This window comes from Sphingomonas jaspsi DSM 18422 (assembly GCF_000585415.1).
GTDB lineage: Bacteria > Pseudomonadota > Alphaproteobacteria > Sphingomonadales > Sphingomonadaceae > Sphingomicrobium > Sphingomicrobium jaspsi.
Genome location: NZ_KK073876.1, coordinates 1,548,606 through 1,563,116, shown reverse-complemented (window position 1 = coordinate 1,563,116; position 14,511 = coordinate 1,548,606). Strand labels below are relative to the sequence as shown.

Annotated in this window: 16 protein-coding genes and 1 tRNA gene; 5 read left to right on the top strand and 12 right to left on the bottom strand. The window is 65.0% G+C overall.

The window, feature by feature from the left end; genetic code table 11:
* Window positions 1–7: 7 nt before the first annotated feature.
* A complete protein-coding gene (locus G570_RS13210; protein ID WP_169731742.1) occupies window positions 8–397 on the top strand; it encodes a response regulator in 390 nt (129 codons plus the stop codon).
* Window positions 394–1,200, top strand: a complete 807-nt coding sequence (locus G570_RS08120) for an EAL domain-containing protein (RefSeq protein ID WP_051504186.1) — start codon at window positions 394–396, stop codon at window positions 1,198–1,200. Before G570_RS13210 ends, G570_RS08120 begins: the two co-directional genes overlap by 4 nt.
* Here G570_RS08120 and amaB read toward each other — a convergent pair.
* From amaB to G570_RS08105, 3 genes are read right to left on the bottom strand one after another with little or no spacing between them, the layout of a single operon-like run.
* On the bottom strand, window positions 1,197–2,684 hold the full coding sequence (gene amaB / locus G570_RS08115) for an L-piperidine-6-carboxylate dehydrogenase (protein WP_037501043.1): 1,488 nt from the start codon (window positions 2,682–2,684) through the stop codon (window positions 1,197–1,199). The two genes, G570_RS08120 and amaB, sit on opposite strands and share 4 nt — an antisense overlap.
* Window positions 2,681–3,838 carry an aminotransferase gene (locus tag G570_RS08110; RefSeq protein ID WP_037504000.1) on the bottom strand — a complete coding sequence of 386 codons (1,158 nt, stop codon included), beginning with the start codon at window positions 3,836–3,838 and terminating at the stop codon, window positions 2,681–2,683. Before G570_RS08110 ends, amaB begins: the two co-directional genes overlap by 4 nt.
* Window positions 3,839–3,886: 48 nt before the next feature.
* Window positions 3,887–4,954, bottom strand: a complete 1,068-nt coding sequence (locus tag G570_RS08105; RefSeq protein WP_051504184.1) for a CaiB/BaiF CoA transferase family protein — start codon at window positions 4,952–4,954, stop codon at window positions 3,887–3,889.
* A 47-nt stretch (window positions 4,955–5,001) separates the two neighbouring features.
* On the opposite strand from G570_RS08105, the gene G570_RS08100 reads away from it, so the two are divergent.
* From G570_RS08100 to G570_RS08090, 3 genes are all read left to right on the top strand, one after another.
* Complete coding sequence (locus tag G570_RS08100; protein ID WP_037501036.1) at window positions 5,002–6,153, top strand: acyl-CoA dehydrogenase family protein; 1,152 nt, start codon at window positions 5,002–5,004, stop codon at window positions 6,151–6,153.
* An 85-nt stretch (window positions 6,154–6,238) separates the two neighbouring features.
* A complete protein-coding gene (locus G570_RS08095; RefSeq protein ID WP_037501034.1) occupies window positions 6,239–6,556 on the top strand; it encodes an Hpt domain-containing protein in 318 nt (105 codons plus the stop codon).
* A 9-nt stretch (window positions 6,557–6,565) separates the two neighbouring features.
* Window positions 6,566–6,958, top strand: coding sequence for a response regulator transcription factor (locus G570_RS08090; RefSeq protein WP_037501032.1), 393 nt, complete (start codon window positions 6,566–6,568; stop codon window positions 6,956–6,958).
* 2 nt (window positions 6,959–6,960) lie between these two features.
* Here G570_RS08090 and G570_RS08085 read toward each other — a convergent pair.
* The 9 genes from G570_RS08085 to G570_RS08045 form a co-directional block, all read right to left on the bottom strand.
* A tRNA-Gln gene (locus G570_RS08085) sits at window positions 6,961–7,035 on the bottom strand.
* Window positions 7,036–7,108: 73 nt separating this feature from the next.
* Window positions 7,109–9,412: a putative bifunctional diguanylate cyclase/phosphodiesterase gene (locus G570_RS08080; RefSeq protein ID WP_156930396.1), complete on the bottom strand. Its 2,304-nt coding sequence runs from the start codon at window positions 9,410–9,412 to the stop codon at window positions 7,109–7,111.
* Window positions 9,413–9,562: 150 nt separating this feature from the next.
* Complete coding sequence (locus G570_RS08075) at window positions 9,563–10,450, bottom strand: branched-chain amino acid aminotransferase (RefSeq protein WP_037501030.1); 888 nt, start codon at window positions 10,448–10,450, stop codon at window positions 9,563–9,565.
* Between the two features lie 52 nt (window positions 10,451–10,502).
* On the bottom strand, window positions 10,503–11,300 hold the full coding sequence (locus G570_RS08070; protein ID WP_037501028.1) for a pyrroline-5-carboxylate reductase family protein: 798 nt from the start codon (window positions 11,298–11,300) through the stop codon (window positions 10,503–10,505).
* A 4-nt stretch (window positions 11,301–11,304) separates the two neighbouring features.
* A complete protein-coding gene (locus G570_RS08065) occupies window positions 11,305–11,757 on the bottom strand; it encodes a type III secretion system chaperone family protein (protein WP_051504179.1) in 453 nt (150 codons plus the stop codon).
* 54 nt (window positions 11,758–11,811) lie between these two features.
* Window positions 11,812–12,090, bottom strand: a complete 279-nt coding sequence (locus G570_RS08060) for an accessory factor UbiK family protein (protein ID WP_037501024.1) — start codon at window positions 12,088–12,090, stop codon at window positions 11,812–11,814.
* A 2-nt stretch (window positions 12,091–12,092) separates the two neighbouring features.
* Entirely contained in the window at window positions 12,093–12,629 is a 537-nt protein-coding gene (locus G570_RS08055) for a TspO/MBR family protein (RefSeq protein ID WP_037501022.1), read from the bottom strand.
* Window positions 12,630–13,370 (bottom strand): TlyA family RNA methyltransferase, encoded by a 741-nt coding sequence (locus G570_RS08050; RefSeq protein ID WP_037501020.1) that lies wholly within the window; start codon window positions 13,368–13,370, stop codon window positions 12,630–12,632.
* Window positions 13,360–14,481 (bottom strand): endonuclease/exonuclease/phosphatase family protein, encoded by a 1,122-nt coding sequence (locus tag G570_RS08045; RefSeq protein ID WP_156930395.1) that lies wholly within the window; start codon window positions 14,479–14,481, stop codon window positions 13,360–13,362. Before G570_RS08045 ends, G570_RS08050 begins: the two co-directional genes overlap by 11 nt.
* Window positions 14,482–14,511: the final 30 nt, after the last annotated feature.

Below are 14,511 nucleotides of genomic sequence, written 5' to 3'. Positions count from 1 at the left end.
ACCCGACATGGCCTTCCCCAGGCTGTTAGTGATTGATGACGAGCCGGCATTGGCCGATTATGTCGCAAAAGCCGCGGATTTGTGCGGATACCAGCCCATCGTAACCGCGAACGACCAGCAGTTTCGCGACCGGTTTTTGGCCGATCGTCCGAACATGGTGGCGCTTGACCTCCAAATGCCGGGCATGGACGGTGTGGAGTTGCTGCGCTTCCTGGCGGAGCAGGAATTCACCGATCCGGTGCTGATCATCAGCGGGTTCGACCGCCGCGTCCTCGACAGCGCCTTTCGGCTGGGCAACTCGCTCGGCCTGCAAATGGTCGGGCCGGTCGAAAAACCTGCCCGCCTCGAACAGCTGGAAGACATTCTTAACGAGTTGAAGCCGACGCTGGTGCCATGATCGCCCCTGCCGACCTTGGCCTGCTCGACGGATTCGAGCGTGCGCTGATCAACGGTCGGCTTCGCATGGTCTACCAACCGAAGGTCAACCTGTCGGACGGTCGCCTCCACCGTGTCGAGGCATTGGTGCGATGGGACGATCCCGATCTGGGCGCGGTGTCCCCTGCCCGTTTCGTTCCGCTGGCCGAAAAGCACGGCTTGATCGACCAACTCACACAGTGGGGACTTCGCACGACGCTGCGCCAGTGGCGCCAGTGGCGCGACGAGGGACTGGACACCGCCCTCGCCTTTAATATCTCGGCGCTTAGCCTCGACGCGCTCGACTTCCCCGACCTGGTCGAGCGGATGTGCCGGGCGATCGAAGTGCCGACGGACCGCCTGGTGCTGGAGCTGACCGAAGGCGCCACCCAGCCGCTGGTCAAGCTGATGGACACACTGACCCGCTTCCGCATCAAGGGCATCGGGTTGGCCATCGACGATTTCGGCGTCGGCTATTCCACCTTGATGCAGCTGCGGCAATTGCCGTTCACCGAACTCAAGATCGATCGTTTCTTCGTCGAGGACGCGCCGACGTCGAACGACAGCCAGCTGATCGTCCGGTCAATCATCGACCTCGCCCACGGGCTTGGCCTCAGCGTCACGGCAGAGGGTGTCGAAACCGTCGAACAGCTGCGCCTTCTGCGCCAGCTCAATTGCGACGTCGCCCAAGGCTATGTCCTCGCAAAGCCGCTCCCGCCCGACGAACTGCTGCAATGGACGCGCGAATTGCCCGATCGCTGGCCGGGCCTCATCGGCAACGCCTAGTCGAGGTCGAATCGCACGCCTTGCGCCAGCGGCAAGGCGTACCCGTAGTTGATGGTGTTGGTCGCGCGGCGCATATAGGCCTTCCAGCTGTCCGAGCCGCTTTCGCGCCCGCCGCCGGTTTCCTTTTCACCCCCGAACGCCCCGCCGATTTCCGCGCCCGATGGACCGATGTTGACGTTAGCGATGCCGCAGTCCGATCCGGCCGCCGACAGGAACCGCTCGGCTTCGCGCAAATCGTTGGTGAAGATCGAACTGCTGAGGCCCTGCGACACCGCATTGTTGAGCTCGATCGCTTCCTCGAGCGTGTCGTAGCGCAGCACGTAGAGGATCGGGGCGAAGGTTTCCGCCAACACGACGCCCTCCTGCGCAGTCACCTCAACCAAGGCCGGACGTACGAGCCTGGGTGCAAGACGCTCGCCGCCATGGACGATACCGCCCTGCTCGCGCGCAGTATCGAGGGCGCGCATCATCGCCGCTTCCGCCGCTTCGTCGATCAACGGGCCGACCAGAGTTGCTTCGTCGCGCGGATCGCCAACCGGAAGCCGCGCATAGAGGCTGGACAGACGCTCGACCAATCCGTCGGCGATCGAGCGATGCGCGATGAGGCGCCTGAGAGTCGTACAGCGCTGACCCGCGGTCCCGGCCGCCGAAAACAGGATGGCCCGCTCCGCCAAGGCCAGGTCCGCGCTCGGGGTGACGAGCATCGCATTATTGCCGCCCAACTCGAGCAAGGTCCGTCCGAAGCGCGACGCGACGCGAGGGCCCACCTCGCGACCCATGCGCGTCGAACCCGTCGCCGACACCAGCGCCGCCCGGGGATCGTCGCACAGCGCCTCGCCGACTGTGCGCCCCCCCTGAAGGACTTGCGCCAGCCCTTCAGGCGCATCCCCGAAACGCGCCGCTGCCCGCGCAAAAATGGCCATCACGGCCGCGGCGGTCAGCGGGGTCTTCTCGCTCGGCTTCCAGACGACCGGATTGCCGCAAACCAGCGCCAGCGCGGCATTCCACGCCCACACCGCAACCGGGAAATTGAAGGCGGTGACGATCGCCACCGTCCCCAACGGATGCCATTGCTCGATCATGCGGTGGTCGGGTCGTTCGCTGGCAATGGTCAGGCCGTAAAGCTGGCGCGACAGTCCGACGGCGAAATCGCAGATGTCGATCATCTCCTGAACCTCTCCGAGGCCCTCCGATATGATCTTGCCCGCTTCTAATGTGACCAGCCGCGCCAATGGCTCCTTGGCAGCGCGCAGCTCCTCACCCAACAAACGCACCAGCTCCCCGCGTCTCGGGGCGGGCACCTGGCACCAGGCAGCGAAGGCGGAAACCGCTTGTGATAGGGCGGCGTCGACGTCACCGTCGTTCGCTTCGCCCACCGTCCCTAGCAAGCCGTCGTCGATCGGCGAACGAGATTGCAGGCTGCCATGCCCCGCCTCAACGCCCAGCACCTGCAATAGCGGCCCGATTTCATCCTGCGTCGTCATGCCCAATATTCTCTCGCCTTTGCCATCGCGGCCACACCGACCTCGATGGTCTCCTGCTTCTTTGCGAAGCATAGCCGCACCAGATGCCGCGGCGCCCCCGCGTCCGAAAAGGCCGATAGCGGCACCACGGCGACACCCGCCTCCTCGATCGCCCGCGCTGCGAACTGCGCGTCGGTCGCGTCGATTCCCGATGCGGCTAGGTCTATGCACAGGAAATAGGTCGATGCCGAGGGCAGCACGACGTAACCTGCGTGCCGGAGACCTGCCGTCATCGCGTCGCGAGCGCGCGCAAACCGTTCGCGCATCGGTCCGATCCACGCATCGCCGTCGGTCAGGCCATAGGCGACCGCTGCCTGCAGGTTCGGCGCGCTGGCGAACGTCAGGAACTGGTGCGCCCGCGCCGCGACCGCCGCCAGTTCGGGCGCTGCAACCAGCCAGCCGATCTTCCAGCCGGTCAGCGAAAATATCTTTCCCGCCGACCCGCATTTGATCGTTCGCTCGGCCATACCCGGCAGCGAGGCGATGGGCGTGAATTGCTGCCCGTCGAGCAGGATATGCTCCCACACCTCGTCGGCGATCACGACCAGTTCATGGTCGCGGGCCACCGCGGCGATCGCCTCGAGCTCGGCCCGGTCGAACAGGCGGCCCGTCGGATTGTGCGGATTATTGACGATGATCGCCCGCGTCCGTTCACTGACTGCCGCCTCCAGCGCATGCCGGTCCACTGCCCAGCCGGGCGGCGTCAGCGCGACTTCGACGACGGTCCCTCCAGCCCGCCGGATCAGTGGCGCATAGGCATCGTAGGCCGGGGTCATGACGATCACTTCATCGCCGGGCTCGACCACCGCGAGGATGGCGGCGGCCAGCGCTTCCGTGGCGCCGCTCGTCACGCAGATATGTTCCGCATCGATCGAAAGCCCATGATGCCGCGAATAATGGGCCGCGACCGCAGCGCGCAGCGCCGGCAACCCGCGCGACGGGGCATATTGGTTCGATCCATCGACCAGCGCAGCGGCGGCAGCGTCAAGGATTTCGGGCGGCCAGCCAAAATCGGGGAAACCTTGTCCAAGATTGACCGCGCCGTACCGCGCAGCGGCAAGCGACATGCGCTCGAAAACACTGACCGGCATCTGTTCGTAAAGCGGGTTCATCATCACTCCCTTATGGCGCCCCGCAGCCGGGCACGCTGCGTCATCGCCCTTTCAGGACAGCAATTCATCGATCTGCGGCGCGTCATAGCCCAGCGAACGGAGAATGGTCGGTCCGTCCTCGCCCGGCTGGCGCGGCGGCGACACAGGCGGTCGCTCGCCATAGCGGGGCGCAGGCATCGGCTGGACCACGCCGCCGACCGCCACGAAGACCTTGCGGGCGCGGTTGTGCGGATGATCGGGGGCCTCGTCCATGTCCAGCACCGGCGCGACGCACGCGTCGATACCGGCGAACCGCTCCACCCATTCGTCGCGCGTCCGGGTCTCGATAGTGGCGGCGACCGCCTCCTTGGTCGCTTCGGCGATCCCGAGCCCTTCCAGCAGTGCCCGCCGGAACTGGGGTTCGATCGCGCCCAATGCCAGATAATTCCCGTCGGCGCAGCGATAGCATCGATACAGCGGATCGCCGCCGTCGAGCAGGTTGTTCCCCCTGCCCCCGTTCCACGCGCCAGCCGCCTTCAGGCCGTAGATCAAGGCTCCGGTCAGCGCCGCACCGTCGGTCATCGCCGAATCGATCACCCTGCCTGCCGCACCGCGCTGCACGTCGAGCAGGGCGGCCGCCATGCCGAACGCCAGCATCATGCCCCCGCCGGCATAGTCGGCAACCAGGTTCATTGGCGGGCGCGGCGGCCGGTCGGGTTCGCCCATCGCGTGCAGCAGGCCGGTCAATGCCAGATAGTCAATGTCATGACCGGCACTGTTCGCCAGCGGCCCATCCTGCCCCCACCCGGTCACCCGCCCGTAAACAAGCCTGGGATTGACCGCCTGCAGCGCGTCCGGGCCAAGGCCGAGCCGTTCCATGACGCCGGGGCGGTAGCCTTCGATCAGCCCGTCCGCATTGGTGGCCAGCCGGTGCACCACCCCGCGGTGATCCTCGCGCTTCAGGTCGAGCGAAATGCTCTGGCGGTTGCGCAGCAGGGGATCGTTCGGCACCGCGATCATCCCCGCCCGTTCGACCCGAACGACACGTGCGCCATGGTCGGCAAGCATCATCGCAGCAAAGGGTCCGGGTCCCAATCCGGCCATTTCGATGATAGTGAGGCCTTCAAGCGGTAGCGTCATGGACATGACGCTAGCGGGCGGCCCGGCGCTGCGCTAGCGTCGTCGCCATGATCCCGTCCGACCGCACCATCTTCACCGACGACCACGACGCGTTCCGCGACACCGTCCGCCGCGTCCTGCACGACGTCATCGCCCCGCGAATGGACGATCATGAGCGCGACGGCACCGTCGAGCGCGACGCCTGGCAAAAGGTCGGGGCGGCCGGCCTGTTATGCCCGCAGGTTCCCGAAGCCTATGGCGGGCCTGGCCTCGACTTCAGCTTCAACGCGATCGTGACCGAAGAGATCGCCTATCTGGGTTCCGCGGCCGGTTTCTCGCTCCAGTCCGACATCGTCGCGGATTACCTCGTCCACTACGGCAGCGACGAACAGAAGCGCCGCTACCTGACCGGCATGGTCGACGGCACTATCGTCAGCGCGATCGCCATGACCGAGCCGGGGGCGGGCAGCGACCTTCAGGGGATGAAATCCATCGCGCGCCGCGACGGCAACGGGTGGCGCCTGTCGGGCAGCAAGACCTATATCACCAACGGCCATGGCGCGGACATCGTCATCGTCTGTGCCCGCACCACCGAGGAAGGCCGCGCCCGCGGGATCTCGCTGTTCGTCGTCGAGCGTGACGACGAGGGTTTCACGCGCGGTCGCAACCTCGACAAGATCGGTTTGCACGGCAACGATACCGCCGAGCTGTTCTTCGACGACGTCTGGCTCCCGGCCGACCGCCTGATCGGCCAGGAGAATGGCGGGTTCGTGATGCTGATGCAGCAACTGCCGCAGGAACGCCTGTCGATCGCCGCGCAGGCGCAGGCCTCGGCCCAACGTGCTTACGACGAAGCGGTCAGCTTCACTCGTGACCGCAAGGCGTTCGGCAAGCGCGTCATCGACTTCCAGAACAGCCGCTTCGTCTTGGCCGACCTTGCCGCCAAGCTGCAGGTCGGCTGGGCGCATCTCGACTGGGCGATCGCGCGCCATGTCGCGGGAAAGCTCACACCCGCCGAAGCGAGCGCCGCCAAATTGTGGCACACCGAGATGCAGTGGGAAGCATGCGACGCCTCGCTCCAGCTTCACGGCGGCGCCGGCTATATGAATGAATATCCGATCGCTCGACTCTGGAGGGATGCCCGTGTCAGCCGGATTTATGGCGGCACCTCTGAAATCATGAAGGAATTGATCGGTCGGACGGTCGCCGACACCCGCTAACCTCATCCGTTACGGACCTTCAGGATAGGTGCCGTCAAGCATTGCCGTTTACTTCGGGCCAACGGCAATCGCGGAAGGTTCGGTCATGCTTCATCCGGGTGGTGTGTTTGGAAACGGTGCGACATCGGTATCGCTGACCGGCCTCACCGTCGAAGAAATCTATGCTGGGCAGAAACATGAGCTGGTCATGGCCATTCGGCGTGCCCTCGACGCTGCCTTCCAGCTGGACTTCGACGTCCAGTCGATCGCCCGGCTGATGCACAATCTGGCCGGCACCTCTTCCTATTTCGGGGAGGCGCAGATCGGCGAATGCGCGATGCGGTTGGAACATCCGTTGCGCGCGGCCAACAATGCCGACGCGATCAAGTCGCTGTGTTCGCATATGCTCGCCGTGCTGGACTGACCGCGCAGCATGGCACGGATCATCCTGGTCGACGACGACCCCGTCATTGGCGAACTGGTGTGCAACGCCCTGATGTCGGCCGGCCATGCCGTCGGTTGGCTGCCCGACGGCGAAACGGCCCTGCGCGTGATGCGCGGTCGGGCCCCTCATCTGGCCATCGTCGATTGCGCCATGCCGGGCCTGTCCGGCGTACATCTGGTGCGCACGATGCGCAGCGACGGGCGCCTGTGCCACATCCCGGCATTGATGCTGACCGCCAGGCACGGCCTCAACGATGAGGCGATCGCCTATGGCGCGGGGGCTGATGACTATCTTCGAAAGCCGGTCGACTTCGACCTGCTGGCAGGCCGCGTCGAAGCGCTGCTGCTGCAATCCCAGCGCCCAAACCTGATCGCAATGTAGATTGGCTGGGGCGGCAGGATTCGAACCTGCGAATGCCGGTACCAAAAACCGGTGCCTTACCACTTGGCGACGCCCCAGCAGGCGCGTTGCGCGAACGAATGCCGCGCGGGTCGCGGCGCTCATAGCAGCTAATTCGCGGGTGAAAAGAGGTTAGGCGATGCGGCGGACGCCGTCATCGTCGGGATCATGGTCGATCGCCGCCGGGGGAACCGGGCGACCGAAATGGTAACCCTGCAGCTGGGTGCAGCCAAGTCGCCGCATCACCTGCGCCTGCCGCTCCGTTTCGACCCCTTCTGCCGTCGTCTCAACCGCAAGTCCGCTCGCCAGGGCGAGGATCGCGTTGACGATGGCGATACATTCCTTGGCGCCGTCGGCGGCCCCGCGAACGAAGCTCTGGTCGATCTTGATCTTGGAGAAGTGGGCGCGGCTGAGATAGCCGAAACTCGAATAGCCTTGGCCAAAGTCGTCCAGCACCAGGCGGACGCCTAGCGAGCGAAGGCGTTCGAGTGAGGCCAGCGTCGCGGCGTCGTCGCCTAGGAACACATTTTCGGTGACTTCCAGTTCAAGGCGGTTAGGCGACAGGCGCGTGGCGGCCAGCGCACCCAGCACCGTCTTGGCCAGGCCGGCGCCGCCGAGCTGGGCCGCGGAGATATTGACCGCGATCCGCAGCGGCTTTTCCCACCCGGCGGCTTCGGCGCAGGCTTCGCGGATTACCCAGTCGCCAATCTGGTGGATCAGGCCCGCATCCTCGATGACCGGAATGAACTGGTCGGGCGAAATATCGCCGCGCACCGGGTGGCGCCACCGCAGCAGCGCTTCGCGACCGACGACGGCACCCGACTGCGCATCGACGATCGGCTGGTAGGCCAGGGTCAGCGCATTGTTGTTGAGCGCTTCGCGGACGTCCTGCTCGAGCAGGCGGTGATCTTCCGCCTGCTGGAACATATAATGTTCGAAGAAGGCGAAACCGCCGCGTCCCGCCTCCTTGGCGCGGTAGAGGGCGAGGTCGGCGTTGCGCATCAATTGCTCTTCGCGCTGGCCGTTGGCCGGACTGACCGCGATGCCGATGGTGGCGCCGATGTGCATGGTTGCAGCGCCGATCGAGAAGCTGCGCGACAGGTCGGCGTTGATGCGGTTGGAAATATCGGCGAGCGACAGGCGGTCGCTGGACTTGGTCCAGACGATGGCGAATTCGTCGCCGCCGATGCGCCCGACCCGTCCGCCATCCCCGACGGTCAGTTCGAGACGCCGCGCCACTTCGATCAGCAACTGGTCGCCGATAGCATGGCCAAGCGTGTCGTTGACCATCTTGAACCGGTCGAGATCGACCAGCAACAGGGCGCATTCGGCCTTGCCTTCCCACTGCGACATCGCCGCTTCTTCGAGCAATTCGCGGACCAGCAGGCGGTTGGCCAGCCCGGTCAGGGGGTCGGTTCGGGCCGCGCGCACCGCGTCGTCACCAGACAAGCGGCTGTCGGTGATGTCGGACGCGACCCCGCGATAGCCGACGAACTGGCCCGACGGGTCGAAGATCGGCTTGCCGGAGAGCGCCCACCAGCGCTGGCGATCGACCGACGGCACAGCGCGGTCGCGAAACGGCAGGCTGTTGTCGATATCGTCGAACAGGGTCCGCATACCGGTCGAGATCGCGCTGATCTGGCCGTCGGGGTCGAGCAGGCGTTTGAAGTGCAGCCCGACGACCGTTTCTTCCGACTGGTTGATCGCCTCGAGCAATTCAGGTGACATCTTCACGAACCGCCGTTCGGCATCGAGCTCCCAAAGCCCGCCCGAACCCGATGCTTCGAATTCGCGCAGCAGCTTGATGATTTCGCCCTGCTCGCGCAGTTCGATGCGGTCGCGGGTGTGCGCGATAAACTGGCGCGCGGTGCCCAGCACGTTGCTGGTCAGGATGCCTCCGTACATCAGCGAAAGGAGGAATAGCTGCGTGCCGCTGAAGCTCAGCGTCAGGAAGGCGCAACTGACCATATAGATGACGATATGCGTCAGCGCCGCCTGCGGCAGCGAGATCAGCGTGATACTGCCGCCGCACAGCATTGCCGCGAAAATGACGCAGGTCACGACCTGCGCTTCGGGCGTGAATTCGTCGAACCAGAACAGCGGCACGACCATCCACAACAACGCCAGCGCGGCGACTGCCATGCACACATAGCTGGCCTTGGCGGGGTGTTTGGCGGCGTAGGCCGGCTCGTGCCGCAAGCGGACCGCACGCACCCCGCGGAAAAAGCAGATCAGCATGATGCTGCCAAGCCACAGGCCGAGCTGGAAATTGGGAACGGAGTCGCGGACCGTCGCAACGAGGATGGCCGCGGTCACGATCTGGACACCGACCGTGGCCGGCACCAGCTTCAGCAGGCTCTCGAGCTGGGCATCGCGGACGGCACGCGAAAGGCGATCGACGGGCGTACGGAACGACAGCAGGTCATGCCAACGCACTTCGCGGTCCCGCGACCGGCGCTCCTTGCGCTCAACTGCCCGAATGGATGTCACGCCCCGTTCTTCACAAACCCGCTTCTACCCCGACCTTCGGCCATAACCGTCAGAGTGCGAAAAAACAATGAACGGGGAATTTTGAAGGGCTTAGCGTCAGAAATTCAGGCGTCGATTGACCAGGTCGTCATAGTCCTGGCGAAGCTGGCGCGACAGGTCGCCGACTTCGAAGTTCCACGGTCCCGCCGACTGGACGAAGGTCACTTCGGCGGCCGACCCGGTCAGGAAGAATTGTTCGAACGATTCCAGTTCGTCCGGCCAGATCGCCTTTTCGATCACTTCGACGCCGCGGCGGCGGGCCAGGTCCATGACGGTCTGTCGCGTGATCCCGTTGAGGAAACAGTCCGGGGTCGGCGTGTAGAGCTTGCCTTGCTTGACGAAGAAGGCATTGGCGCCGGTCGCTTCGGCCACCTGCCCGCGCCAGTCGAACATCAGCGCGTCGTTGTAGCCGCGGTTTTCGGCATGATGCTTGGACATGGTGCAGATCATGTAGAGACCGGCGGCCTTGGCGTGGACCGGCGCGGTGTAAGGGGCAGGTCGGCGCCATGGCGCGATGTCGAGGCGAATTCCCTTCTCGGCCAGCACCGGGTCGAAATATTTGCCCCATTCCCATGCGGCGATGGCGAGGTGCGGCTTGGTCGCCTGGGCGCTGACGCCCATCTGTTCCGACCCGCGCCACGCCACCGGGCGGAGGTAGGCGTCGCTCAGCCCATTGGCCTTCAGAACCTCGTTGCAGGCATTGTCGATCTCTTCGACGCTCCACGGCAGGTCGAAGCCGAGGATCGACGCCGATTTCCGCAGGCGTTCGCTATGCTCGCGCAGCTTGAAGATGACGCCGCCGTAGGCACGCTGGCCCTCGAACACGCTCGACGCATAATGCATCGCATGGGTCAGGATATGGACGTTGGCCTCGCGCCACGGGACCAGCTTGCCGTCAAACCAGATCCATCCGTCACGATCGTCGAAGCTGCGCGTCTCGGCCATTGTCCGTCTATCTCCTGCGTGCCGCCGCGCCTAGGCGAGCGGCGGCACAGGGTCAACCGCGGCGCACTTCCTCGGCCAGTTCGCGGCCGCGCCGAACCGCCGCTTCGAGCGTGCGGTCGACCAACGCCTGCAGCCCGTCGGGTGCGTCAAGCATCGCAAGCCCGCGTTCGGTGGTACCCTTCGGACTTGCGACGCGGCGCGCCAGTTCTGCCATCGAGATTTTGCGGTCCCTGGCATAGGCAGCGGTGCCGAGCATCGCCTGGACGGCCAGCCGTTGCGCCGTCTCGGGATCTAGGCCTTGCCCCGCCCCGCCCTTTCCCATCGCCTCCGCGAAACGGGCGAAATAGGCGGACCCTGCGCTGGCCAGCGCACCGATGGCGGCGACGTCCTGCTCGCTTTGACACGGCACGACGGTGCCAAGCGCGGCCATCAACGCTTCGACACCGCCAGTCTCGCCGTCTGCAAGGATCGGCACGACGCCTTCCCCCACCGCGACGGGCAGGTTGGGCATGATCTTCGCAATCGCCGCGGCGTCGGGAAAGCGGTGCCGCAGATCCTCGATCGTCACCCCGGCTAGCATCGACACCAGCGTGGTCGCTGGCCCGACATGTTCGGACAGCGGGGGCGCAATTTCGGCCAGCTTCTGGGGTTTGAAACCAAGCATCACGAAGTGCGGCACTTCGTCTGGATAGGTGGTAACCGTCCGCACGCCTTCGACCGGGGTCCCGCTGGGTCGGATCACGGTGACACCCGACAGGTCCACACCGGCCCTGCGCCAGCCGTCGACCATCGCACCGGCCATATTTCCGCATCCGACCAGCCAGGCGGGCGCCGGAAAGGCTGCCGTCATGGCGTCAGGCCTCGCCGGCCGTGTCGATCAACGCGGCCGAGATCGCTTCGCTCGGTGACTTGCCGCCCCACAGCACGAACTGGAAGACGGGGTAGAAACGCTCGCACTCTTCAAGCGCCGCTTCGCTGACCGCCTCGGCCTGCTCGAAGCTGATCGTGTCGCCCTCGCCGACCAGCGCGGCGTGGCGAAAGACGATCAGGCCGCTGCCCGACCACAGCTCGAAATGGCCCAGCCACAACTGCTCGTTGATCAGCCCCAGCGCCTCGTAGATAGCCGCGCGCTTTTCGCTGGCGACCTTGATGTCGGGGAAGGCCAGGAACTGCAGCACCTGGTCGTCCTGCCGCCACACGCCGCGCAGTTCATATTGGGCCCAGCTGCCGGTGGCGGAAGCGATGATCTCGCCCTCGCCCGTCCGCTCGCAGGCCCAACCGCGCGCCTCGAAATATTGCTCGAGCATTTCGATCGGCGCGCCATCGTCGCGCTCGTCGCGATCGCTAAGGTCGGCCAGCGGTCAAACTCCCGCCTTGGGAGCCTTCGGCGCCTTGGGTTTGGCTGCCTTTTCCAGCGCGTCGATCCGCGCCTTCAGTGCGTCATTCTCTTCCCGCGCAGCCGCGGCCATGGCCTTCACCGCCTCGAACTCGTCGCGGCTGACGAAGTCCATCCCGCCGACCCATTCGCGCATTTTCTCGCGCATCGAGCTTTCGGCTTCGCGGCCGACCCCGGCCATGGTGCCGGCGACGCCATTCATCATCTTCACCAGGTCGTCGAAGATGCGGTTCTGAGATTGCATTGCTATTTTTCTCCCGTGATCCCCAGCGGCGCGGCATCCGCACCCGGGTTCAGCCTTCCCGTCTCATAGTTGAGCGCCGTCGCCTGGCACAACCATAGAAGATAGGGCAGAAGCAGCCATCCTGCCACCGGGCGGATGCGACGGAACAGGTTCGCGGTGGTCGCGGCCATGATCAGCATGACGATGATGATCACCAGCGCGACATCGATCATGTGCAGCTTGAAGAACACCGGCGACCACGAAAAATTGAGCGCCAGCTGGCCGAAGAACAGCCATAACGCGTCGCGGCGCTGCTTCGACGGCGGTTGATCGAGGATCGTCGCCAGCGCGATTCCCATCATCGTGTAGAGCGTCGTCCAAACCGCGCCGAACGCCCAGCCAGGCGGCTGGAATGCAGGCCGTTCCAGCGCGTCATACCAGGGATTGCCGAAGCCGCTGTTGGACAGATAGCCCATCAGCCCTCCGACGATCACCAGCGCCGGGACGGTGATCAGCGCCTTCTTCCAGATGCCGCGATCGTCACGTGCGGTGGTGGCCATTCATTCCTCCTTAATCGCGCCCAGCAGGAATTCGACGTTCCCCTCGGGCCCGGTAATTGGGCTTTGTTCGATACCGATGACACGCCAGCCCTTGGACTGAACCCACAAGCCGGCAGCCTCGCAAACGCGCCGATGCACGTCGGGGTCCCTGACCACGCCGCCTTTCCCGACTTCCTCGCGGCCGGCCTCGAATTGGGGCTTCACCAGCGCGACCAGCCGTGCACCTGGTCTCGCAAGGTCGAGCGCGCGGTCGAGGACCTTGGAAAGGGCGATGAAGCTCGCGTCGCACACCACGATGTCCGGCTCTTCTGTGACGATATCGGCGGTCAGGTCGCGCGCATTGGTCTGTTCGTGAACGACGACGCGCGGGTCCTGCCGCAACTTCCAGGCCAGCTGGTTAGTGCCGACGTCGACCGCGAATACCTTCGCCGCACCTCTTGTCAGCAAAACATCGGTAAAGCCGCCGGTCGAGCTACCGACGTCGAGTCCCACCGCATCGGTGACGTCGAACCCGAAATGGGTCAGCCCGTGGTCGAGCTTGATGCCGCCTCGCGATACCCAAGGATGGTCGCGGCCTTTCAGCGTCAGTTCGGCGTCTTCGGCGAGCATGTCGCCCGCCTTGGCCACCCGGCGGTCGCCGACGAATACGTTGCCGCTCATGATCAGCGCCTGTGCGCGCGAACGGCTTTCGGCCAGTCCGCGCGCGACCAGCAACTGGTCGGCGCGCTTCTTAGCGGCCACGTTGCTCTTCCTTTTTCTCCGCGACGCCCTCGCCCAGTTCCTGCGACGCTTCCTGCTCGGTTTCCGCCAAGGCGGACGTGCCGACTTTGCGCTCGCCCGCCCGGTCGGTCAGGCACAGGCGGAAGAAAATCGGGAAATGGTCCGAACCGATGTCTTCGAGGACATGCATCTCCATGACTTCGAAATGCGGCGTCACGAACAGATGGTCGAGCGGCCAGCGAAACAGCGGATGCCCGGCGTGGAAGGTCGGGTAAAAGCCGCGGCCGACGCGCGGGTCCCGCATCCCGCCGACATCCTTGAACAGGCGCGACGTCCGCGACCAGGCGACGTCGTTAAGGTCGCCCATGACGATCGACGCGCGGCCATCGTCACGAACCTCGCGGCCGACCATCACCAGTTCCGCGTCGCGCTCGCCGCTGTCGTCGCCAGGCCAGGGCGGTTCGGGGTGCAAGGCATGCAGGATCACCTGCTGACCCCCGCCCAGGGTCAGGCGCACATTGGCGGACGGGATGCCGGGCTGCAGGAGATGTTCGATCCGCCCCGACATCGGCAGCCGGGTCATCAGGATCATGCCATAGGTGTTGGGCGCGGCTTCGCTCAGTTGGTTGGGATATCGGCTGGCAAGCGGCGCGACCGCCTTTTCCCAGCCCTGCCCGGTTTCGAGCAACAGCAGGACGTCAGGGTTCCATCTACCGACCAGCCCCAGCAGCTTTCCATATTCCTTGTTGGTCAGCAGCACATTGGCATTCATCAGCGAAATCTGTCGCTCCGCCGGGCAATTTTCGGCCGTCGCAACCTGTCGCAGATACGGGGGGAGGTAGGCGAGGAAGTGGCTCACCTGCCAAGCCAGCGCAGCGCCTAGACCGACGACGAGCGCGACGAACGCGCGCCCCCGCTTCAGCCCGATCCACCAGATGGAGACAACAAGAATGAGGAGGAGCGCCGCAACCTGCAGGCGCGGATAATCCCATTGGCGCACCCACCATCGATCGGTCTGCCATTCCGGCAGGAAGGTAAGGAAAATCAGCAGGCTCGACAGCGCGATGAACAGGAACCGGCCGACGCGTTTCAGCCAATAACCGACGCCGTGGATTCGCAACCGATCAATCACGACGCATTTGCCTCCAGTCCCAAGCAACGA